We start from the raw sequence: 21,024 nt of genomic DNA on the forward strand, positions 1-21,024 counted from the left end.
CGTTACTCGATGGCTCATTTGGGCGACCAAACTTCGCATCTCGCGCCTTGCCTCGCGACAAAACAGGCTCCGGCGCGACCGCGAATGAAACCGGAGCAGACCCTCGCAGTTTCCCCTTGTAACGCCGGCTTGTCACGGGCGCTACTCGCCTATGGTCGGGGTGGCAGCCAGCGCAACAGAATGCGTTGCAAGTCTGCTCGTTTGAACGGCTTTGCCAGGTAATCGTTCATTCCCGCTTCCAGGCAGGCTTCGCGGTCACCCTGCAGGGCATTGGCGGTCAGGGCGATGATCGGCACCTGTTGGCATTGCTGGAGTTGGCGGATCTGCCGCGTCGCCTCGTAACCGTCCATCAGCGGCAGTCTGCAATCCATCAGGATGGCGGCGTAGTCGTGCTGGCTGCAGTTTTGTACGGCCTGCTGACCATCGCCGACCAGACTGACCTGATAGCCCAGACTGCGCAGCATGGCTTCGATGACCGTCTGGTTGACCGGATTGTCTTCCACCAGCAGCACTGCCTGGCCGTCGCCGCTGCTCAGGCTCTGACTGTCACTGCTTTGTGCCTGCTCGCTGCGGGCCAGAAAGGGTAAAGGTATCTCCAGGGTGAACACCGAGCCTTCGCCCAGTCGGCTTTCCGCGCGCAAGGTGCCGCCCATGCGTTCGGCCAAGGTGCGAGCGATCGGCAGGCCGAGGCCGGTGCCGCCGTAACGGCGGGATATCGAGGTGTCGGCCTGCTGAAAGGCGTCGAACATGTGTTCCAGGCGCTCGTCGTCTATGCCAATACCGCTGTCGCGCACGGCGCAGGTGAACCACAGCACCTGGTCGTCCAGCTGCTGCCAGCGGGTTTGCACAAGAATCTGGCCTTCTTCGGTGAACTTCAGTGCGTTGCCGATCAGGTTGACCAGAATCTGCCGGATGCGAGTGGGGTCGCCTTGCATCTCCAACTGCTCCAGGCCTGGCTGGTTTTCCAGCAGCAGTTGCAGGCCGCGTTGCTGGGCGCTGTGCTGGAACACCTGAACCGAACCCTGCAGTAGCTCCAGCAGGCTGAAAGGGATGGCCTCGAGCTCCAGTGCGCCGCGTTCGATCCGCGAGAAATCGAGGATATCGTTGATCACCTTGAGCAGGTGTTCGGTGGATTCGGTGGCCAGGGCGGCGTATTCGGTTTGCTCGTCATTCAGGCTGGTGGTTTCCAGCAGTTGCAGCATGCCCAGTACGCCATTCATCGGCGTGCGCAGTTCGTGGCTCATCATCGCCAGGAAGTCGGATTTGGCGCGGTTGGCCTGCTCGGACTCCTCACGCGCCTGGATCAGCTCGGCAATCGCCTGTTGCTGCTCGTGACCGCTCTGCTCGAGGGCGCAGGCGAGGTTGTTGATATGCCGGGCGAGGTCGGTTAGCTCGTCATTACCGCGCTCTATCAGCGAAGGTCGATAATCGCCGCTCTGGATGCGTTCCAGAGCTTGGCCCATGGCGCTCAACGGCTGCGCCAGACGCCTGGCCAGGCGCCTGGCGAGGAGAAAGGTCAGCAGCAACGCCAGCAGCGACAGAATCCCGGCCTTGAACAGTATCTCCTGCTGGCGCGTATTGAAGGTGTCGTTGGACATGCCCACTACCACCCGGCCCAGGTAACCGTCGCCAAGTGTCTTGCCCAAAGGTGGCAGCGCTTGCGTGCGGGCAGGCTGGCCTTGCAGGCGGATGGGGGCCTGGAACACCTCGACTTGCGGCGTGCTATGGCCTTGTTCCTTGGGGCGTTCGACATATACCAGAATATTGTCGTCACGGTCGCGCACTTCGGCGAAGCGCACGTCGGGGGTGCTCAGGGTGGCACGCAGTAGGCTTTCCAGTGTGTTGAGGTTGTCGTTGAGCACGCCGTATTCGGTGGCTGGCGCTAGTTGATTGGCGATCAGCTGGCCGATATGGCCCTGCTCCAGGCGCAGGTCCTGCAGGCGGGTGAAGGTGAGGAAGCCGGTCAGCAGCAGGGTCAGCAGCAGGGCCGGGCCGACACTGATCAGCTGGGTGCGGGTGTGAATGTTCCAGCCGCGACGCTGGTTCATGGCTCTACCATCCTTGGAAAGCGGCGCTGCTGCCTGACGAGAGGTGCAGGGTGGGGGCAAGGGGCTGCCTGTGGGCACGAATCGTCCTTGGCAATTAACGTCGATCCAGCATGTTAACCGACCCGACGCGCTTTGCCAGCGCCAGGTGTCTGCACTCTGCGGTAATTCTCGTTTGCCCCACCTAACTGACGGCCAGCGCTGAACTTTTGCCCTGGCCGGGCACTCTCGGCTCCGTATAATGCACGCAGACCGCCATTACCAATGGCCTCATTCGGAAGACCTATGACACAGCTCCAACCCATTGCTGTACTCGGCGGCGGCAGCTTCGGCACCGCTCTGGCCAACCTGCTGGCAGAGAACGGCCAGCGCGTCCTGCAATGGATGCGTGACCCCGAGCAGGCCGAGCAGATGCGCCAGAGTGGCGAAAACCCGCGCTACCTGAAGGGGGTCAAGCTGCATAGCGGTATCGAGCCGACCAGTGACCTCAGTGGTGTACTGCAGCAGGCCGAGCTGGTGCTGGTCGCATTGCCTTCCAGCGCTTTGCGCGATGCTCTGCAACCGGTTGCGCCACTGCTGGCGGGCAAGATGCTGATCAGCACCACCAAGGGCATCGAGGCCAAGACCTTCAAGCTGATGAGCCAGATTCTCGAGGAGATCGCTCCCGAGGCGCGTATTGGCGTGCTGTCCGGGCCGAACTTGGCTAAGGAAGTGGCTGATCACGCGCTGACCGCGACAGTGATCGCCAGTGAAGACGAAGAGCTGTGCTTGCGCGTGCAGCAGGCCTTGCATGGCCGGACCTTCCGCGTCTATGCCAGTGCCGACCGTTTCGGCGTCGAGCTCGGCGGCGCGTTGAAGAACGTTTACGCCATCATGTCCGGCATGGCGGCGGCGCTGGGCATGGGGGAGAACACCAAAAGCATGCTGATTACCCGTGCCCTGGCGGAAATGACCCGTTTCGCGGTCAGGCTCGGCGCCAACCCGATGACCTTTCTCGGCCTGGCTGGCGTCGGCGACCTGATCGTCACCTGTTCGTCACCGAAAAGCCGCAACTATCAGGTCGGCTTCGCCCTGGGCGAAGGTCTCAGCCTGGACGACGCGGTGCAGCGCCTTGGCGAAGTCGCCGAAGGGGTCAATACGCTGAAGGTGCTCAAGGCCCGTGCTGAAGAACTGGACGTATACATGCCGCTGGTCGCTGGCCTGCATGCCATCCTCTTCGAGGGGCGTACGCTGGCTCAGGTCATCGAATTACTGATGCTCGGTGAACCCAAGACCGACGTCGATTTCATCCCCACTGCAGGTTTCTGAACCCGGTAGCCAATCAAGGAGAGTGACTCATGAGCGATGAAAAGCAGGAATTGGCGCGTGAATCGATTCTGTTGCGCATTCTGTGGATGGTGATCTTTCTCATCATCTGGCAGCTGGCCGAATTGCTGCTCGGCGCCGTGGTGCTGCTGCAGCTTGGTTATCGTCTGTTCTACGACGCGCCGAACGCCAGCCTGCTTGGCTTTGGCGACAGCCTCAGCCAGTACCTGGCGCAGATCGGTCGTTTCGGTACCTTCAACACCGATGAAAAACCCTGGCCGTTCGCCGATTGGCCAACGCCACGTGCGCCTGAAGGCGAAACCGCGCACAGCATTCCTCCTGCGCCGCATCCTGTGCGCGATGAGGAGCCAAAGCTGTGAGGTTATGGCTGCTGCGCCATGGTGAGGCCGAGCCACAGGCTGCCAGTGATGCTGCGCGCGAGCTCACCGCTCATGGTCGCAAGGAAGTGCAGCAGGCCGCGGCTCAGCTCGCCGGCCGGCCGTTGACGGCCATCGTCGCCAGCCCCTATGTGCGTGCCCAGCAGACTGCCGAGCTTGTGCGCAGCGAGCTGGGGCTCACTGGCAAGATAAACACCGTGGCCTGGTTGACCCCCGATAGCGATCCCCGTGAAGCCCTGAAGTATCTCGATGAGCGCGAGCGTGCCGAGGTGCTGCTGGTCAGCCATCAGCCATTGGTCGGTGCACTGGGCGGGTTGCTGGTGCACGGTCACCGGCAGGAGCCACTCCCCATGCGCACCGCCAGTCTGGCTGAGCTGGAAGGTGATATCCCGGCTGCCGGGCTGATGGAGCTGCTGGCGCTGATCCACCCTCGTTGACCGGCGCCGCTTGTGGCGTCACAGCTGCGTCATGCCTGGCCTGTCGCGCTTTGGCGGCAAATGTTCCAGGCGAGAAACATTTCTTAACTTGCACCTCTTTTGTCTGCGTGGAATATTCAACCAAGCAAGTGCTTGGTTGATTCCTACAAAAACAACAAAGGAGGAAGCCCTGTGGCTGATGCAATCCGTTTGCCGCTCGAGCTGTTTTACGAACGTGAAGCAAGGCACCCGAACAAACGCTACATGGTGCAACCTTTGGGGGGCGGCCAGCTGCTGGAGCTGAGCTGGGCCGATGTTGGTGAGCAGGCTCGTCGCGCAGCCAATTGGTTGCGCAGTCGCGAGCTGCCACAGGGTAGCCGCATCGCCATCATCTCCAAGAACTGCGCGCACTGGATCGTTGCCGATCTGGCGATCTGGATGGCGGGCCACGTTTCGGTACCGTTGTATCCCAACCTGACCGCCGACTCGATGCGCCAGGTGCTGGAACATTCAGAGGCTGCTCTGGCCTTCGTCGGCAAGCTCGATGATTGGGCGTCGATGGCGCCGGCCCTGCCGCAGGGCTTGCCGACAGTCAGCCTGCCGCTACATCCGCAGGGCAGCTTCGACTACAGCTGGGATGACCTGCAGCGCAGCGCGCCGATTCAGGATGACCCCAAGCCCGCAGCCAACCAGCTGGCCACCATCATCTACACCTCAGGCACCACTGGCACGCCCAAGGGCGTGATGCACAACTTCTCCAATTTCGGTTTCGCCGCCAGCAACGCCATCAAGCTGTTCGGTGTGGGCGAGGATGATCGGCTGATATCCTACCTGCCGCTGTGTCACGTGGCCGAGCGCATGTTCGTCGAGTTAGCGTCCATCTACGCGGGGCAGACGATCTTCTTTGCCGAGAGCCTGGATACCTTTCTGGAGGACCTCAAGCGCGCGCGGCCGACCGTGATGTTCGGTGTGCCGCGTATCTGGACCAAGTTCCAGATGGGCGTGTACAGCAAGATGCCGGCGCAGAAGCTCGAGCGTCTGCTGCGGCTGCCAATCGTCGGCCATTTCATCGGTCGTAAGGTACTCGCCGGCCTTGGCCTGGACGCCATTCGCTACGCGCTGTCCGGCGCCGCGCCAGTGCCAGAAACATTGCTCAACTGGTATCGCCGCCTGGGTATGGAGATCCAGGAGGTTTATGGCATGACCGAGAACTGTGGTTACTCCCACGTCTGTTTGCCAGGCAAGTTCAAACAGGGCTGGATTGGCCAGAACAACCCGGGTGTCGAGGTGCGCATTGCCGAGGATGGCGAAGTTCAGGTGCGCAGTGGTGCGACCATGCAGGGCTACTTCAAGGACCCGATGAAGACCGCCGAGACGCTGACTGACGACGGCTTTCTGCGTACCGGGGACAAGGGCGAGCAGGACGCCGAAGGTAACCTGCGTCTTACCGGGCGTATCAAGGAAATCTTCAAGACCAGCAAGGGCAAGTATGTCGCGCCGGCACCGATCGAAAATCGCATCGGTGAACACTCGCGTATCGAGCAGGTGTGCGTGGTTGGCGACGGCTTGCCGCAACCCATCGCTCTATGCGTGCTCTCCGATGTGGGGCGCCAGGAGGCGGCCAATGACAGCCGCGATGAGCTTGAAAGCAGCCTCAAGGCCTTGCTCGCCGAGGTCAATGGTCGTCTCGATCATCATGAGCGGCTGCAAGGTCTGGTGCTGGTCAAGGAGGTCTGGGCGGTGGAGAACGGTTTCCTCACCCCAACCCTGAAGATCAAGCGCGCGGTTATCGAAGGCACCTACGGCGAGCGTTTCGCCGAATGGCAGCAGCGCAGCGAAGCCGTGCTCTGGCACGATTGAGTATCAGTGGGCCGGGCTGACCGGCCCGGTTTCAACGCACAAGGGACACGCTCATGGGATTGTGGCAACGAACGCCCGATATCGATGCACTCAACGCGACCTTGAAAAATAGCATCGGCGAGGTGCTGGACATTCGTTTCGACGCCTTCGACGACGAATCGCTCAGCGCCAGCATGGTGATCGACTCGCGCACTCATCAGCCCTACGGCCTGCTGCACGGTGGCGCCTCGGTGGTACTGGCGGAAACCCTCGGTTCCACCGCCAGCTACCTGTGTATCGACAGCAGCCGTTTCTACTGCGTCGGCCTGGAGGTCAATGCCAACCATCTGCGCGGTTTGCGCAGCGGGCGCGTGCATGCCGTGGCGCGGCCAGTGCATCTGGGCCGCACCACGCATGTCTGGGACATTCGCCTGAGGGGCGATGACGGCAAGGCCAGTTGCATCTCGCGGCTGACCATGGCCATCGTGCCTCTGGGTGACCAACCGCCGAAACTATAATTTTCGGCCTGCAATTTCATCCAAGATTTGCCTGATCCATGGCGCTACAGTACGCGCCATGGATCACATCACTCACATTCAAAGCAGCTTGCCCGGCGTTCGTCTGATCGACGCCGAGTACCGCCGCTTCGCCTTTCCTCGGCATTTTCATCTGGAATACCACGTCGGCCTGCTGATCCAGGGGCAGCATCGCTACGCCTATGGCGGTGAGCGCCGGCATGTCGGGGCAGGGGACGTGTTGTTGATGGCGCCGGAAGGGATTCATGACGGCGCCTGCCTCGATGGCCAGAGTTACCGCATTCGGGTGATGGCGTTCGATCCCTCCTGGTTGGATGAAGCCAGTCGCACCCTGAGTGAGGGGCGTCAAGGCGCGCCGAGACTGATCACCAGCAGTTTGCGTCACCCCCTGTTATCGCTGCATCTGCAGCGCTTTCACGCGGCGATGCTGGACGGCTCGCAACTGGCCCAGGAAGAAGCGCTCTGGCAGGCGTTGGCCCATTTGCTGGAGATGGGTTCGACGTTGCGTGTCAGCGAGCCGCATCGCGTTTTCGATCCGCGCACCTGGCAGCGGCTGCGCGACTGGCTGGAAAGTCGTCTGGACGATCCGCCTTCGTTGGATGAAATCGCCGCTTTCTGCGCCATGAGTCCGTGGCAGGCGTTGCGGCGTTTCCGCGAGCACACCGGCCTGCCACCGCATCAGTGGCTGACGCAGCTGCGTTTGCAGCGGGCATTGCCGCTGGTGCTGGCAGGTGAGCCTCTGAGCGAGATCGCCTTGCGCTTGGGCTTCTACGACCAGGCGCATTTCTCGCGCTTGTTCCGCCGCACCTATGGTCTGCCACCGGCGCGTCTGCGTCAGGGCTGACCCACTCACACATCCCGTTTTTCATGTTCCTGGAGATCACCATGCAGGAGACGTCCGTCTTGCTGTCGCTGGCTGCCGTGTTCGCGGTGGCCCTTATCAGTCCCGGCCCGGATGTGGCGCTAGTGGTGCGCACCGCCCTACATCAGGGGCAGCGTGCAGGCTTGCTCAGTGCGCTTGGGCTGGCGTGCGGCATTCTTCTGCATGGCACGCTGGTGCTCAGTGGCGTGGCTTTGCTGCTCAGTCGCACTGAATGGTTGTTCGACCTGGTGCAGGTCGGCGGCGCGCTTTATCTGGGCTGGCTGGGCATTGGTGCGGTGCGGGCCTGGTGGCAGGGCGGCGCCGGACCCACACGGTTGGAGGGCGAGCTGGCGCCTTCGCTGTTCGGTCCTTGGCTGCGCGGTGTATTCACCAACCTGGGCAACCCGAAGGCACTGGTGTTCTTCCTGGCGCTGCTCAGCAGTCTGGTGCCGGCGGACATGTCGCTGCCCGGCAAGGTGGCCTGTGCTGCTCTGTTGTTCGGCCTGAGCCTGTTCTGGTTTGGCCTGCTCGGTATGACCCTGAGCCGACCGCTGATGCGTCAGCGGCTGCTGCAGGTGGCGCCGACCATCGACTTCGTTTGCGGTCTGGTATTTCTGCTGGTGGCGGCCAGTATCGTCGGACGTCTGCTGCTATAGCTCTGACCATTGCGCCGCCATCAATGGCCGTTACGGTCATTGCCACTGCTGCGCAGCTGCCGGAGAATCCGGGCACATTCGCCTTCTCGAGTTCGAAGCATGCCGCAGCCGGTCTTTTTCGCTCATGCCAACGGCTTTCCGTCCGCCACCTACGGCAAGCTTTTCGCCGCGCTGACACCGGACTTTCAGGTGCAGCACCTGGAGCAGCACGGCCATGACTCGCGTTTTCCGGTCAATGACAACTGGTCGAATCTGGTCGATGAGCTGATCCATCATCTCGAGGACGGTGGTGAGCCGGTCTGGGGTGTCGGTCATTCGCTCGGCGGCGTGCTGCACTATCACGCCGCTTTGCTTCGCCCCGAGCTATATCGCGGGGTGGTGATGCTCGATTCGCCGGTGCTGACCCTGGCTGACCGCATGGTGATTCGCGCCGCCAAGCGCTTCGGTTTCATCGACCGTATCACGCCCGCCGGCCGTACCCTGGGGCGCCGCGAAGCCTTTGCCGATCTTGTCGAGGCGCGCGATTACTTCGCCGGCAAGAGCCTGTTCCGCCGCTTCGATCCCGAGTGTCTGGATGCCTATGTCAGTCACGGTCTGCAACGGTCGGAGCAGGGGCTGCGCCTGAAATTCGACCCGGCCACCGAGATCAGCATCTATCGCAGCGTGCCACATACCTCGCCGGGTAGGCCGCAGCAGCTGGCTGTGCCGCTGGCCTTGGTGCGTGGCCGCCACAGTAGAGTGGTGTTACCGCATCATGCGCATCTGCTGCGGCGCATGCCGCGGGCCGAATATCACAACCTGCCGGGCGGACACATGTTCCCGCTGGAGCGCCCTCAGGCGACTGCCGACCTTTTGCGTCAGCTGTTCACCCGCTGGGCTGGTAGCCAGGAGCAACGTGCATGAGCATGGGTTTCGAGGAAGTTCGTCTGAGCTTGCCGCATATCGAGCTGGCCGCTCATCTCTACGGGCCGGAGGACGGTGTGCCGGTGCTGGCGCTGCACGGTTGGTTGGATAACGCGGCGAGCTTCGCGCGGCTGGCGCCGAAGCTCGAGGGGGTGCGCATCGTCGCCCTGGACTTCGCCGGTCATGGTCACTCCGAGCATCGTTCGGCTGGCGCCGGTTACGCGCTATGGGACTATGCCTTTGACGTCCTGCAGGTCGCCGAGCAGTTTGGCTGGGAGCGTTTCTCCATCCTCGGTCACTCCATGGGCGCGATCACTGCGGTGTTGCTGGCAGGGGCGATGCCGGAGCGGATCGCGCGCTTGGCGCTGATTGACGGGCTGGTGCCTTATACCGGTGAGGCCGAACAGGCGCCGGAAAAGCTGGGTGAAGCGCTGCGCGCCAGGCAGGCGCTCACCGACAAGCGCAAGCCGGTGTATGCCGAGATGGCGCGTGCTGTCGAAGCTCGTATGAAGGGCGTGGGGGCGGTCAGTCGTGAGGCGGCCGAACTGCTTGCGCAGCGAGGGTTGATGCCGGTGCCGGGCGGTTACACCTGGCGTACCGATAGCCGCCTGACCCTGCCGTCGCCGCTGCGTCTGAGCTGGGCCCATGCCCAAGCGTTCGTTCGCGCGCTGCAATGCCCGGTCAGCCTGGTGTTGGCGGAGCAGGGCATGATGGGCGCGCAGTCGGCCGTGCGCAGCTTGCTGCAGAATCTGCCGTTCGACGTGCACCGTCTGCCCGGCGGACACCACCTGCATCTGGATGATGAAGCCGGCGCGCAGCTCGTAGCGGATTGTTTCAATCCATTCCTGCGCTTGCCTTGACTTGCCTGCAGTCGTGGGGAAAGGTGTGGCGGTCTGCCATGGAGGATCGCATGATCGACCCGTTAAACGTCGCCACTCGCTGCTCAGCAAGCCCGTCTGCCGCTTCCCTTCAACAGGTTTCCACTCGATGACGGGGCGCATGAAGCTGTTCTCGGCAGCGCTTGCCACCTTTTGCAGTGGGGCCGTGCTGGCAGCCGATCTGCCTGGCAGTCGCGACCTTGAGGTATTGCCGCGTTTCCCCGCCAGTCACATCGTCGCCTTCAAGGAAGCGCCTGATGTTGAGCGCATCTACCCGCAAGGCTCCATTCGCCGCATCAGCGGGCGGTTGCGCTATGAGCGGGAGGTTCTGGTACAGGGCCAGCACAGCGCGGTGACTTATGAACTGCCACGCACCCACAGTGCCGATCAGGTCTTCACCGAAGCGCGGGAAACCCTGCTGGAGAAGGGCGCGGAACTGCTTTACTGGTGCCAAGGCCGAGAATGTGGCGCGAGCAGCCTGTGGGCCAACTCGGTGTTCGGTAACGCCACGCTGTATGGCTCCGACGACCAGCAGGCGTATGCACTGTTGCGCCTGGCCGAGCCGAACCACGAGAGCTTGCTGGCGCTGTACAGCATCACCCGTGGAAATCGCCGCGCTTACTTGCATGCCGAGCAACTGGATGCTGAAGCCCCTCTGGGGGTATTGCTGCCGACGCCCGCGACCTTGCTGCGTCAGTTGCGTACCGATGGGCAACTGAAACTGCCCGACGAAGCCAAGGCCGACAGCGCCTGGGTGGAAGTGCTGGCGCGCAGTCTCAATCTCGACAGCACCTTGCGCGTCAGCCTCGCCGGTAGCCAGGCCGAAGCCTGGCGCGAGGCGTTGATCGAGCAGCGTGTGCGCGAAGCCCGCCTGGAGTTGGGTGAAAGTTCGGATGAAACACTGAGCGTGCGTTTGTTGCGTTAAGCTAGCACTCGCAATCGCCATAACAGAGCGCCCGTAAGGGCGCTTTGTCGTTTCGTCGAAGGGAGTTTCGCTTGATGGCCACTAATGATCGTCTGCTGGTGCAGATTCTTCTGCTCGGCCTACTGGCTGCCAGCCTCTGGGTGCTGGCGCCATTCTGGTCGGCGTTGTTCTGGGCCGCCGTGCTGGCCTTTGCCAGCTGGCCGCTGATGCGTCTGCTGACGCAGTTGCTCAATGGGCGCATGTCGCTGGCAGCGGGCATCCTCACCGGCGTCTGGGTGATCATGGTGGCGGTGCCGCTGGTCTGGCTGGGGTTCAACCTGGCTGACCATATCAAGGACGCCAACGCGCTGGTCAAGGATCTGCAGGTCGAAGGTCTGCCGCCACCGCCAAGCTGGCTAGGCAGTATTCCGCTGGTCGGTGATCGCCTGGTGGAGCTTTGGCGCACCATCGATCAGCAGGGCGCAGCCTTCTTCGACACGTTGCGGCCCTATCTGGGCCAGGTTGGCAACTGGCTGGTGGCACGTAGTGCGAAGATCGGTGCGGGCATGGTCGAGCTGGCCCTGAGCCTGGTACTGGTGTTCTTCTTCTACCGTGACGGGCCGCGCCTGGCGGTGTTCGTGCACAGCCTGCTGGAACGACTGATCGGCGAGCGTGCCGATCATTATCTGGAGCTGGTCGCTGGCACCGTGCAACGTGTGGTCAACGGTGTGATCGGCACCGCCGCCGCGCAGGCCGTGCTGGCTTACATCGGTTTCGTCATCGCCGGGGTGCCGGGCGCCCTGGTGCTGGGCCTGCTGACCTTCGCCTTCAGCTTCATCATGATCCCGCCGCTGATCTGGGGCCCCGCCGTGGCCTGGCTGGTGTGGCAGGGGGAGATCGGCATGGCGATCTTCCTGGGGATCTGGGGCTTTTTCATCATCAGTGGGGTGGACAATATCCTCAAACCCTACCTGATCAGCCGTGGCGGCAACCTGCCGCTGGTGGTGGTGCTGCTCGGCGTGTTCGGCGGCATTCTGGCCTTCGGCTTCATGGGCCTGTTCCTCGGCCCGACCCTGCTGGCGGTGGCCTACAGCCTGCTCAGCGACTGGGTGGCGGACAAGGCGCCGCCGGCCGAAGCGGTGGTCGACAAACCACTGCCGGGCGAGGAAACACGCGGCTGATCAGCCGCGTTCGCTTTCGTATTTATCGAGGGTGTCGCGAGCGATCTGCCGACCCAGCATGATCAGCTCCGGCGCCTTGTAGAACTCGAAGAAGCGGCAGGCACGCTTGGGTACGTTGATCAGGATGTCCGGCGGGTAGCCGGCGATCTTGTACTGCGCCAATGAGGTCTGCATCACCTCGAAGCTCTGGTTGACCAGTTCCAGTAGTGACGCTGGCCCGCTGAATTCGGCTACGCGTGAGCCGCTGGCGGATTTTGGCGCGGGTTCATCGTCCTCTTTGCGACTAGGTGCCGCGGCCGGGCTGATGTCATCGGCGAGGCTCTGCTCCTCGGCGAGCAGCAGGGTTTCGTCCTCGCTCTTGCGGCGAAAACTGGGCAGACGCGAGCCGAGCGACGTCATCAACTGGTCGATGCGCCCCTTGAGAGCGGCAGGGCGTTCGATCACTGGCAACTGGTAGTGATTCTGGTTGGTGGCGTTGAGGTTGACCGCGATGATCAGGTCGCAGTGGCTGGACACCACCGGGACGATCGGCAGCGGGTTGAGCAGGCCGCCGTCGACCAGCATGCGCTTGCCCTGGATGACCGGGGTGAACAGGCTTGGGATCGCCGCCGAGGCACGCATCGCCTGGTGCAGGCAGCCTTCCTGGAACCAGATTTCCTGCTGGTTGGTGAGATCGGTGGCGACGGCGGTGAAGGGGATGGCGAGGTTTTCGATATCCACGTCGCCAACGATTTCCTGAATGCGCCCGAACACGCGCTCACCGCGAATCGCACCGAGACGGAAGCTGACATCGAGCAAGCGCAGCACGTCGAGATAATCCAGGCTTTCCGTCCATTCACGGTATTCGCGCAACTTGCCGGCAGCGAAAATACCGCCGACCACCGCACCCATCGAGCAGCCGGCGATGCAGCCGATTTCATAACCGCGCGCTTGCAATTCCTCGATCACGCCGATGTGCGCATAGCCGCGCGCACCTCCCGAGCCCAGCACCAGCGCCACTTTCTTGCTCATCGATAACTTCCCTCTGTGAAGGCTCCGACCTTACTCGGGCGCTGAGGCTCAGCCAAGGGCGCGTTTGCTAGAATCTGTCGGCTGACGCTTCGCAGGGGCGATGGGCTCGCCATCCGTTCGTCGGCGCCGGTATGATCGGGCAAGCGAAGCGGCGGGCGCCGGGCACTTTCCCCATGCCGCAGCGTCATAGTCTGGGCCAACCCGTAGTCATATCCGTTCGAGGAGTGTGGTCGATGAAACACTGGATCTGTTTGCCGCTGCTTGTGGTGACGCTCGCCGGCTGTGCCGGCAAGACCGTCTACCGTGAGACCTGCGCCAATCAGCTGGATGCCGCCTGGAAGGAACTGAGCATCGCCGAGGCCGAAGGCTTCGCCGGTACCGTGAGCTATTCCAAGGCATTCTCTCTGCTCACCGCTGCCAAGACCCAGCAGCAGTTCGAAGCCTACGCAGGCTGTACCAGCAAGGCCGAACGTGCGCGCTTCTACATTCGTGAATCGCGAGCGGGGCGTTGATGCAACTCGATTTCGCCGATCTGAGCCCGCTTGAGGCCTACCGCTGGCTGGCCTCCAGTGTCACCCCGCGGCCCATCGCCTGGGTTTCGACCCGCTCGACCGACGGCGTGGCCAACCTGGCGCCGTTCAGTTTCTTTCAGGTGATCAGCGACAACCCCCCGACCTTGCTGGTCAACATCAATACTCGCGATGACGGCAGCCTCAAGGACAGCCTGCGCAATGCCCAGGCCAGTGGCGAACTGGCGATCCAACTGGTCAGCTTCGTCCAGGCCGAGGCGATGAACGCCAGCGCTGCGATCCTGCCTCATGAGGTCAGCGAGTTCGCCCACTGTGGCATCGCCAGCCAGCCGTGCGAGCGCATCGACGTGCAGCGCGTCGTTGGCGCAGCGGTGACCTTCGAATGCCGCGTGGCGCAGATCCAGCCCTATCCGCCGCAACAGCCCAATTGTCACCTGATCTTCGCCGAAGTACTGCTGGCGCATATCGATGATGCGGTGCTCAACGAGCAGGGGCGTATCGACCCGCTCAAGCTCGATCTGGTCGGTCGCCTGGGGGGCAGCGCCTACTGCCGCACACGGGATCTTTTCCAGATGCAGCGGCCCTGAACCCGTTCTGAAAACGACGTCGAGTTAACTCTCCCGGCCATCTTGGCGTCTGCTGGCTTGTCGCCAGTAGCGCTGCGCTCCTATGTTCCAGGTAGTTTTTCAACAGCCTGTTTGGGCTGGCTGCAGTAGGCAGGGGGTTGTCATGGGTGGCTCATTGAGCAAGCGGCTGGCCAGTCTGAGCACGGCCAGCAAGTTGATGCTGGGATTTGCTCTGGTATTGATTCTGACCGCTCTGGTGGCTGTTACTGGTCTGCTGGCTTTGCGTGAAGTCAGTGCTGGCGCCGAGCTGCAGCAACGCATGAGTGCGCTTGGCGAGCAGGTGCTGCGCATGCGCCAGAGCGAGCTGGCGTTCGCGCTGAGTGGCGACAGCCAGCACGCCGAGCGGCTGGCAGAGCAGGCTGAGAGTATTTTGCAGGCCGGACAGGCACTGCAAGGTGAGCTCGATAGCGACACAGCTGCCATTCTGGCGCAGGTCGAGCCTGCACTGGCCGACTACCGCAGCGCTTTTGCCCGTTACGTTGAGCTCACCGATAACATGCAGCTGTCCCTGCAAGCCGCTGACTGGCTGGTGGTCAGCGCGGCCAACAGCCTGGATCTGCTGCAGGAGGGGTTGGCCGAAGATGGCGTCGACCTGCTCAAGAGCACCCAGGGTGAGCGCGGTGGCGACTCGGTTGCGCAGGCTGGCAAGGTCAGCAAGATCCATCAGTTGCTGCTGCAGGCGTTGGATCAGGCACGCCAGCGTCTGGAGGCCAGTCGACGTAGCGATAGCAGCGGGCAGGCGGAAATTGCCCAGGCCGGTGAGGCGCAAGCCCTGGCTGCCGAATTGCGCGATGCGCTGGATGATCCCGGTTATGCCGCGGTGCTTGGTGAGGTGGTGGTCAATGTCGACTCCTTCAACGAGCGCCTGAAGGAATACGCCACCCAGCTGCAGCAACAAAAACAGGTATATGGGCAACTGGTTGCTCAGGTCGAGCAGTTGCTGCAGCGGGTCGAGCTGGCCCTGGAAACCCAGCGTCAGGCCATGCATGCCGAGCGTCAGGCCAGCAGTGGTCTGATCATCGCGGCGGCGGCCCTGGCGTTGCTGTTTGGCCTTAGCGCGGCAATCATCATCAGCCTGGCCATCGTGCGTCCGCTCAAGCGAGTGATCGGCCTCGCTGAATCCATCGCCGCTGGTGATCTCAGTGTGCGCATCGAACAGGATCGTCGTGACGAGATCGGTCAACTGCTCGCTGCCATGCAGGGAATGTCCGCCAACCTGCGCGATATGGTTGGGCGCCTGCAGGGGGGCGTGGCGCAGATTTCCAGTTCTGCCCAGACCCTCTCGACCACTGCCGAGCAGACGCGTCAGGGCGTCAATGGTCAGAAGCTGGAGACCGACCAGGTCGCCACCGCCATGAGTCAGATGACGGCCACGGTGCATGAGGTGGCGCGCAATGCCGAGGCCGCAGCAGCTTCCACCGAGCAGGCTGACCAGCGTGTCGGTGCCGGTAGCCAGGTAGTGCGCCAGACCCTGCAGCGCATCGAACAATTGGCTCGCGCCATGGACGCCACCACCGAGAGCATTCAGCGCCTGAGCCAGGACACTCAGCGTATCGATGCGGTACTCGACGTGATCAAGAGCGTTGCCGAACAAACCAACCTGCTGGCGCTCAACGCGGCCATCGAAGCGGCGCGTGCCGGAGAGCAGGGGCGTGGCTTTGCTGTGGTTGCCGATGAGGTACGGGCGTTGGCAAAACGCACTCAGCAATCCACCGCGGAAATCGAGTCGCTGATCGCGGCCTTGCGCGAGGGTAGCCGCCGCGCCGTGACGGACATGGAGCAGAGCGCCAGCCTGGTGAACCTCACGGTTGGCGACGCCAACCAGACCGAAGGCGCTCTGGCGGCCATTGCCGAGGCGGTGAGCCTGATCTCGGAGATGAACCAGCAGATCGCTGCAGCAGCGGAGCAGCAAACCGCCGTGGCCGAGGAAATCAACCGCAGCGTCACTTCAATCCGCGATATTGCCGATCAGTCAGCTACGGCCATGGACGAAACCGCCGCGTCGAGCATCCAGCTGGCTGAGCTGGGGCGGGAGCTGCAGGGCATGGCAGGGCACTTTCGCCTGACATAGCGTCTGCCCTCACAGTTTCGTGAGCAAACTTTGCATAGCGCTATGCCACGCCTCGGCGCCCCAGTAGCATCAGTGTTCTGCATAAGGAGCCAACGATGCGAACCAAACTGGATGCCTGTCTCGGCTCGGTCAATCAGGTATTGCTGGGCAAAGAGGCGCAGGTGCGCCTGGCACTGACCTGCCTGCTGGCGCGTGGTCACCTGCTGATCGAAGACCTGCCGGGCATGGGCAAGACGACCCTCAGCCATGCCCTGGCGCGCGTGCTGGGGCTGAGCTTTCAGCGTATCCAGTTCACCTCTGACCTGCTGCCGGGCGACATTCTTGGCACCTCGGTATTTGACAAGGACAGCGGCCAGTTCGTCTTTCATCCCGGGCCGATCTTCGCTGAGCTGGTGCTGGCGGACGAGATCAACCGCGCCACGCCGAAGAGCCAGAGCGCGCTGCTCGAAGCCATGGAAGAAGGGCAGGTGACCATCGAGGGTGCGACCCGGCCGCTGCCCGAGCCGTTCTTTGTCATCGCCACGCAGAACCCGGTCAGCAGCGGCGGCACCTTCGCCTTGCCCGAATCCCAACTCGATCGCTTTCTCATGCGTCTGTCGCTGGGCTACCCGGCGCAAGCGGCGGAGCGGGCTTTGCTGCTGGGCGATGCCCGGCGTGATCTGTTGCCGCGTATGGAATCCATTCTCGACCATGCCGAACTGGCCCGTCTGCAGGCGCAAGTGCCCAAGGTGCGTGCCAGTGATGCGCTGATCGACTATGTGCTGCGTCTGGTCGAGGCGACGCGTAGTCAGCCGCAGTTCGCCTGGGGTTTGTCACCGCGGGCTAGTCTGGCGTTGTTGGCTGCAGCGCGGGCCTGGGCGCTGCTGGCCGAACGTGATTACGTGATTCCCGAAGACGTGCAAGCGGTGCTGCCTTCAGTCGTGGGGCACCGTCTGCGCGAGCGCGCCGACCCTACCGGTCATGGTGGCGGCAGTCTGGTGCAATGGTTGCTGCGCGAAGTGCCGGCGCTCTGATGCGTGCAGCGCTGAAGCCGCTCTGGCGGCGCTGGTTGGCCAGGCGTATTCCGCCAGCGGCCAGCGTGCGTTTGAATCAGCGGCGCATTTTCATTCTGCCCAGTCGGGTCGGGGCTGTGTTTGCCGTGGCACTTCTACTGATGCTGCTGGTGGGCATCAATTATCAGAACAGCCTGGCCTATGGCCTGACCTTCCTGCTGGTATCGGTGTTCGTTGTCACCATCCTGCATACCTACCGCAACCTGGCCGGGCTGGTGCTCAAGGCTGGTGGTGGCGGGGCAGTGTTCGTCGGCGAGCAGGCGCGCTTTCGCGTGCGTCTTGAGAGCCCTGAGCGCGAGCACCAGGCCGTGGCGCTGGGCTGGCCACCGTCTGAGCTGGTGGTGCGCGATGTGCCGCGCCAGGGGCAGACCGAAGTGGATTTGAGCCAGCCAGCCGTGAGACGTGGCTGGCTGCGACCCGAGCGTCTGAGGGTGGAAAGCCGTTTTCCGTTGGGTTTGCTGGTGGCCTGGAGCTGGGTCGATCTGGATCAGGCGGTGCTGGTCTACCCGCGGCCGTTGGAGGGGGAGCTGCCGTTGTCGGCAGGCCTTGGCGCCGAGGAGGAAGAGGGCATGCGCGCGCGCGGTCAGGGCGCCGATGATTTCCAGGGTCTGCGCGAGTATCAGCCGGGCGATTCGAAACGGCGCCTGGACTGGAAGGCCTATTCACGTGGCCAGGGCCTGCTGGTCAAGGATTTCGCCATGCTCAGCGGCCGCGATCTATGGTTGGACTTCGACAGTCTGGGTGGCGACAGCGAAATGCGTTTGTCGCTGCTCTGTTACTGGGTGCTGCAGTTCACCGAGCGGCAACAGGCATTCGGCTTGCAACTGCCTGGGCAGGTGATCGCACCGGATTACGGTGAGGGGCATCGCGATGCTTGCCTGCGCGCCCTGGCGTTGTTCGGAGCGCGGGCATGAGCAGCCTGCCGGGTATTCCAAGGATCGCTCTGACCTGGTTGCTGGTCGCCCAGGTGCTGGTGATCGTGCCGCACCTGGTGCATCTGCCGCTGTGGATGATCGCGCTGTGGCTTGGTGCTGCCGGTTGGCGTGTGCAGATCTTCCGCATGCGTGCGCGCTATCCCAATGGTTGGGCCAAGGGCGGCCTGGTGCTGCTGGTGGTGGCTGGCATCCTGCTTTCGCGCGGCACACTGGTGGGGCTGGATGCCGCGTCGGTGCTGCTGATCGCCACCTTCACCCTCAAGCTGCTGGAGATGCGCACGCGGCGTGATGCGCTGGTGCTGATCTTCCTCGGTTTCTTCTGCGTGGTGACCGCCTATCTGTTCGAGGACGGCATTCTTGCCGCGCTCTACAGCCTGCTGCCGGTTACGGCGCTGCTGACTGCGCTGGTCGGCCTGCAGCACAGTGGTTTTGCCGAACGCCCCTGGCCACCCCTGCGTCTGGCGGGTGGCCTGGTCCTGCAAGCGATACCGCTGATGCTGTTGCTGTTCGTGTTCTTTCCGCGCATGGGGCCGTTGTGGTCACTGCCAATGCCCAGCGACAAGGGCGTCACTGGCCTGTCGGACAGCATGGAGCCAGCCGATATCGCTGAGCTCAGTCGCTCCTCGGCACTGGCCTTTCGCGCCAGCTTCGAGGGTGAGGTGCCGGCGAGAGGGCAGCTGTATTGGCGTGCTTTGACGCTGGAGCGCTTCGATGGCAGACGCTGGTCGCAGTCCAGTTACGCTGATGTACCCGTCGCGCCGCAGTGGAGCAAGGCAGGCGAATCGCTCGATTACAGCATCATCATGCAGCCCAGCGGCAAGCGTTGGCTGTATGCGCTGGATGTCGGCGAGATGGCGCAAGACAGCGGGCGGATGATGAACGACTTCCGTTGGCAGAGGCTGCGTCCGGTAGATCGGCCCCTGCTGTACCAGGTGCGTTCCTGGCCTGACGCAGCACGTGAAGCATCGGCCGAGCCACCCGGTTTGCGCCAGGCACTGCAACTGCCCGAGCAGGGCGAGCCGCGCAGTCGCGCCTGGGCGGCTGAGCTTAAGGCAAAGTACCCGCAGAGCGATGCGCTGGTGGCCGCAGTGCTGCAGCATTTCAACCGTGAACCGTACGTCTACACGCTGCGCCCGCAGCCTCTCGGGCGTGACAGCATCGATGAGTTCCTGTTCGACACCCGGCGTGGTTTCTGCGCGCACTACGCTGGCGCGATGACCTTCGTGCTGCGTGCGGCGGGCATTCCTGCACGAGTCGTCGCCGGTTATCAGGGCGGTGAGCTCAATCCCAACGGCAACTACATCCAGGTACGCCAGTTCGATGCCCATGCCTGGGTCGAGTACTGGCAGCCGGGCCGTGGCTGGCGCAGCATCGATCCAACGTTCCAGGTCGCCCCCGAGCGCATCGAGCAAGGGTTGGAAGAGGCCTTGAGCGCGGAGGATGGCTTTCTCGATGATCAACCCTTCTCGCCGCTGCGCTACCGCGAGCTGGCCTGGCTCAATCAGCTGCGCATGAGCTGGGAGAATCTCAATTACGGCTGGCAGCGCTGGGTGCTGGGTTACCAGGGTGAGCAGCAGCTGAAACTGCTGCAGAACTGGTTCGGCAGCCTCGATTGGCAGCGTCTGGCGCTCGCTCTGGTGGGCACTGGAGCGCTTTTGATTGGCCTGCTGGCGCTGTGGCTGCTCAAACCCTGGCAACAGCGGCCTGATCCGCAACGCCAGGCGTTTCGCAAGTTCGAGCGGCTGTTGGCGCGGTATGACGTGCGCCGGGAAGCGGGTGAGGGCGCACGCTCCTTCGCGTTGCGCGCGGCGCGGCAGTTGCCCGAGCAGGCGGAGCAGATCGAGACATTTTCCCGGTGCTTCGAGCAGCAGCGCTATGCCGGCGGGCCAGCGTCACGTGATGCTTTGCGGCAAGCACTGAGTGATTTGCGCAGAGCCTTGCCCTGGCGCTTGTCGCGTTAGCGACCATTGGCCACTTGCTTGAGTGGGTGGTCGGGCTGTTAGCTTGATGCATCTTCGTTTGGAGGAGCGATCATGAGCGATTTCATCGAGCATTGCCTGGGCCGCGTCCTGGCTCTGCAAGTGCGGTTGTACGCCTGCCAGGCACGGCTGGCCGACTGTACCGACACCGAGGCATTGCACGATTTACGCATCGCCCTGCGGCAATTGCGCAGCCTGTTGCGTCCGTTACGCGGTTTGCCGGCTGTAGATGTTCTGGAGCAGGGAGCAGCGGTGCTGGGCCGCCTCAGCGGGCCACTGCGTGATCGCGAAGTCCTGGTCGCCGAGTTGGCGCGCATGGGCCTTGCCCATCTGGCGCCTGTCGATGAGGCGCAGCGCGCCGCAGGCTACGCTGCTATTGCCAGTAGTCGCGAGTTGGCGGATCTGATGCTGTTGCTCGACGGCTGGCCGGCGAATTGGCGTGAAGCCGCCAGGCAAGGCCAGTTGAACGATATAGACAAACGCATCCGGCGTCGCCTGTGCCGTCAGCAACGACAACTGGCCCGTGCGTTGCGCGATCCGGCGCATGATCGTCACCGCCTGCGCCTGTTGATCAAGCGCGTGCGTTACGCCGCTGAAACCTACCCCGCACAAAGTCGTTTGAGCAAGGCGGCGCAGCTCAGGCTCAAGCGTGCGCAAAGCGCGCTAGGCGACTGGCACGATCGGCTGCAGTGGCTGGCACAGGCTGATGCGATGGTGTCCCTGGAACCTTGCCGGGCCATCTGGCTGCAGGCTCTGCTGACTGCAGAGGGGCGCGCCGATGATGCCTTGCTGGCGCTGTATGGCGACCTGCCGAACGCAGACTAAGGTGTCATTCTCGCCGCAAATATGACCGAATAGGCATCCTTGCGGACTATCGTTCAGTCGTCAGCATCCCCT

At 63.0% G+C, this 21,024-nt stretch carries 20 protein-coding genes and 1 pseudogene; 19 read left to right on the plus strand and 2 right to left on the minus strand.

Annotated elements, in window-relative coordinates; translation table 11 throughout:
• Window positions 1-149 precede the first annotated feature (149 nt).
• Entirely contained in the window at window positions 150-2,048 is a 1,899-nt protein-coding gene (locus CXP40_RS00455) for a response regulator (protein ID WP_177429604.1), read from the minus strand.
• 282 nt (window positions 2,049-2,330) lie between these two features.
• On the opposite strand from CXP40_RS00455, the gene CXP40_RS00460 reads away from it, so the two are divergent.
• The 11 genes from CXP40_RS00460 to CXP40_RS00510 all read left to right on the plus strand — a co-directional run bounded on the left by CXP40_RS00460 (window position 2,331) and on the right by CXP40_RS00510 (window position 11,923).
• Entirely contained in the window at window positions 2,331-3,353 is a 1,023-nt protein-coding gene (locus CXP40_RS00460) for an NAD(P)H-dependent glycerol-3-phosphate dehydrogenase (protein ID WP_106732156.1), read from the plus strand.
• Window positions 3,354-3,382: 29 nt separating this feature from the next.
• Window positions 3,383-3,730 (plus strand): DUF4389 domain-containing protein, encoded by a 348-nt coding sequence (locus CXP40_RS00465; RefSeq protein ID WP_106732157.1) that lies wholly within the window; start codon window positions 3,383-3,385, stop codon window positions 3,728-3,730.
• Window positions 3,727-4,185, plus strand: a complete 459-nt coding sequence (sixA, locus tag CXP40_RS00470; RefSeq protein ID WP_106732158.1) for a phosphohistidine phosphatase SixA — start codon at window positions 3,727-3,729, stop codon at window positions 4,183-4,185. Before CXP40_RS00465 ends, sixA begins: the two co-directional genes overlap by 4 nt.
• A 171-nt stretch (window positions 4,186-4,356) precedes the next feature.
• On the plus strand, window positions 4,357-6,024 hold the full coding sequence (locus CXP40_RS00475; protein ID WP_106732159.1) for an AMP-binding protein: 1,668 nt from the start codon (window positions 4,357-4,359) through the stop codon (window positions 6,022-6,024).
• 53 nt (window positions 6,025-6,077) lie between these two features.
• Window positions 6,078-6,521 (plus strand): hotdog fold thioesterase, encoded by a 444-nt coding sequence (locus CXP40_RS00480; RefSeq protein WP_106732160.1) that lies wholly within the window; start codon window positions 6,078-6,080, stop codon window positions 6,519-6,521.
• A gap of 58 nt (window positions 6,522-6,579) precedes the next feature.
• Window positions 6,580-7,383, plus strand: coding sequence for an AraC family transcriptional regulator (locus CXP40_RS00485; RefSeq protein WP_106732161.1), 804 nt, complete (start codon window positions 6,580-6,582; stop codon window positions 7,381-7,383).
• A 41-nt stretch (window positions 7,384-7,424) separates the two neighbouring features.
• Window positions 7,425-8,057, plus strand: a complete 633-nt coding sequence (locus CXP40_RS00490; RefSeq protein ID WP_106732162.1) for a LysE family translocator — start codon at window positions 7,425-7,427, stop codon at window positions 8,055-8,057.
• Between the two features lie 99 nt (window positions 8,058-8,156).
• Window positions 8,157-8,960, plus strand: a complete 804-nt coding sequence (locus tag CXP40_RS00495; protein WP_106732163.1) for an alpha/beta fold hydrolase — start codon at window positions 8,157-8,159, stop codon at window positions 8,958-8,960.
• Entirely contained in the window at window positions 8,957-9,820 is an 864-nt protein-coding gene (locus CXP40_RS00500; RefSeq protein ID WP_106732164.1) for an alpha/beta fold hydrolase, read from the plus strand. Before CXP40_RS00495 ends, CXP40_RS00500 begins: the two co-directional genes overlap by 4 nt.
• 139 nt (window positions 9,821-9,959) lie before the next feature.
• On the plus strand, window positions 9,960-10,763 hold the full coding sequence (locus tag CXP40_RS00505; RefSeq protein ID WP_106732165.1) for a DUF4892 domain-containing protein: 804 nt from the start codon (window positions 9,960-9,962) through the stop codon (window positions 10,761-10,763).
• A gap of 74 nt (window positions 10,764-10,837) precedes the next feature.
• On the plus strand, window positions 10,838-11,923 hold the full coding sequence (locus CXP40_RS00510; protein ID WP_106732166.1) for an AI-2E family transporter: 1,086 nt from the start codon (window positions 10,838-10,840) through the stop codon (window positions 11,921-11,923).
• Here the strand turns inward: CXP40_RS00510 and CXP40_RS00515 are convergent, their stop codons facing one another.
• Window positions 11,924-12,934, minus strand: coding sequence for a patatin-like phospholipase family protein (locus CXP40_RS00515; protein ID WP_106732167.1), 1,011 nt, complete (start codon window positions 12,932-12,934; stop codon window positions 11,924-11,926).
• Between the two features lie 233 nt (window positions 12,935-13,167).
• Between CXP40_RS00515 and CXP40_RS00520 the strand changes: the two genes are divergently transcribed.
• The 8 genes and pseudogenes from CXP40_RS00520 (at window position 13,168) to CXP40_RS00550 (ending at window position 20,952) form a co-directional block, all read left to right on the plus strand.
• Window positions 13,168-13,446, plus strand: coding sequence for a hypothetical protein (locus tag CXP40_RS00520; protein WP_106732168.1), 279 nt, complete (start codon window positions 13,168-13,170; stop codon window positions 13,444-13,446).
• A complete protein-coding gene (locus CXP40_RS00525) occupies window positions 13,446-14,051 on the plus strand; it encodes a flavin reductase family protein (RefSeq protein ID WP_106732169.1) in 606 nt (201 codons plus the stop codon). Before CXP40_RS00520 ends, CXP40_RS00525 begins: the two co-directional genes overlap by 1 nt.
• A 1,021-nt stretch (window positions 14,052-15,072) precedes the next feature.
• Window positions 15,073-15,303 (plus strand): annotated as a pseudogene (locus CXP40_RS24150) (HAMP domain-containing protein); the annotation flags it as partial.
• 141 nt (window positions 15,304-15,444) lie between these two features.
• A complete protein-coding gene (locus tag CXP40_RS24155; protein WP_371916920.1) occupies window positions 15,445-16,161 on the plus strand; it encodes a methyl-accepting chemotaxis protein in 717 nt (238 codons plus the stop codon).
• 95 nt (window positions 16,162-16,256) lie between these two features.
• Window positions 16,257-17,174 (plus strand): MoxR family ATPase, encoded by a 918-nt coding sequence (locus CXP40_RS00535; protein WP_106732171.1) that lies wholly within the window; start codon window positions 16,257-16,259, stop codon window positions 17,172-17,174.
• Window positions 17,174-18,127 carry a DUF58 domain-containing protein gene (locus CXP40_RS00540; protein WP_106732172.1) on the plus strand — a complete coding sequence of 318 codons (954 nt, stop codon included), beginning with the start codon at window positions 17,174-17,176 and terminating at the stop codon, window positions 18,125-18,127. The genes CXP40_RS00535 and CXP40_RS00540 overlap by 1 nt, the downstream gene beginning before the upstream one ends.
• A complete protein-coding gene (locus CXP40_RS00545) occupies window positions 18,124-20,109 on the plus strand; it encodes a DUF3488 and transglutaminase-like domain-containing protein (RefSeq protein WP_106732173.1) in 1,986 nt (661 codons plus the stop codon). The genes CXP40_RS00540 and CXP40_RS00545 overlap by 4 nt, the downstream gene beginning before the upstream one ends.
• Before the next feature lie 72 nt (window positions 20,110-20,181).
• Complete coding sequence (locus tag CXP40_RS00550; protein ID WP_106732174.1) at window positions 20,182-20,952, plus strand: CHAD domain-containing protein; 771 nt, start codon at window positions 20,182-20,184, stop codon at window positions 20,950-20,952.
• Window positions 20,953-21,024 lie beyond the last annotated feature (72 nt).

The sequence above is a fragment of the Pseudomonas sp. YY-1 genome (genome assembly GCF_002843095.1).
Taxonomy (GTDB): domain Bacteria; phylum Pseudomonadota; class Gammaproteobacteria; order Pseudomonadales; family Pseudomonadaceae; genus Aquipseudomonas; species Aquipseudomonas sediminis_A.

Excerpts from the sequence above, each read along its gene's own strand:
- CXP40_RS24155 (WP_371916920.1), top strand. The coding sequence starts at position 15,445 with ATGAGTCAGATGACGGCCACGGTGCATGAGGTGGCGCGCAATGCCGAG.
- CXP40_RS00515 (WP_106732167.1), bottom strand. The coding sequence starts at position 12,934 with ATGAGCAAGAAAGTGGCGCTGGTGCTGGGCTCGGGAGGTGCGCGCGGC.
- CXP40_RS00485 (WP_106732161.1), top strand. The coding sequence starts at position 6,580 with ATGGATCACATCACTCACATTCAAAGCAGCTTGCCCGGCGTTCGTCTG.
- CXP40_RS00500 (WP_106732164.1), top strand. The coding sequence starts at position 8,957 with ATGAGCATGGGTTTCGAGGAAGTTCGTCTGAGCTTGCCGCATATCGAG.
- CXP40_RS00520 (WP_106732168.1), top strand. The coding sequence starts at position 13,168 with ATGAAACACTGGATCTGTTTGCCGCTGCTTGTGGTGACGCTCGCCGGC.
- CXP40_RS00505 (WP_106732165.1), top strand. The coding sequence starts at position 9,960 with ATGAAGCTGTTCTCGGCAGCGCTTGCCACCTTTTGCAGTGGGGCCGTG.
- CXP40_RS00540 (WP_106732172.1), top strand. The coding sequence starts at position 17,174 with ATGCGTGCAGCGCTGAAGCCGCTCTGGCGGCGCTGGTTGGCCAGGCGT.
- CXP40_RS00465 (WP_106732157.1), top strand. The coding sequence starts at position 3,383 with ATGAGCGATGAAAAGCAGGAATTGGCGCGTGAATCGATTCTGTTGCGC.
- CXP40_RS00460 (WP_106732156.1), top strand. The coding sequence starts at position 2,331 with ATGACACAGCTCCAACCCATTGCTGTACTCGGCGGCGGCAGCTTCGGC.
- CXP40_RS00495 (WP_106732163.1), top strand. The coding sequence starts at position 8,157 with ATGCCGCAGCCGGTCTTTTTCGCTCATGCCAACGGCTTTCCGTCCGCC.
- CXP40_RS00545 (WP_106732173.1), top strand. The coding sequence starts at position 18,124 with ATGAGCAGCCTGCCGGGTATTCCAAGGATCGCTCTGACCTGGTTGCTG.
- CXP40_RS00480 (WP_106732160.1), top strand. The coding sequence starts at position 6,078 with ATGGGATTGTGGCAACGAACGCCCGATATCGATGCACTCAACGCGACC.
- CXP40_RS00535 (WP_106732171.1), top strand. The coding sequence starts at position 16,257 with ATGCGAACCAAACTGGATGCCTGTCTCGGCTCGGTCAATCAGGTATTG.
- CXP40_RS00550 (WP_106732174.1), top strand. The coding sequence starts at position 20,182 with ATGAGCGATTTCATCGAGCATTGCCTGGGCCGCGTCCTGGCTCTGCAA.
- CXP40_RS00525 (WP_106732169.1), top strand. The coding sequence starts at position 13,446 with ATGCAACTCGATTTCGCCGATCTGAGCCCGCTTGAGGCCTACCGCTGG.
- CXP40_RS00455 (WP_177429604.1), bottom strand. The coding sequence starts at position 2,048 with ATGAACCAGCGTCGCGGCTGGAACATTCACACCCGCACCCAGCTGATC.
- CXP40_RS00510 (WP_106732166.1), top strand. The coding sequence starts at position 10,838 with ATGGCCACTAATGATCGTCTGCTGGTGCAGATTCTTCTGCTCGGCCTA.
- CXP40_RS00490 (WP_106732162.1), top strand. The coding sequence starts at position 7,425 with ATGCAGGAGACGTCCGTCTTGCTGTCGCTGGCTGCCGTGTTCGCGGTG.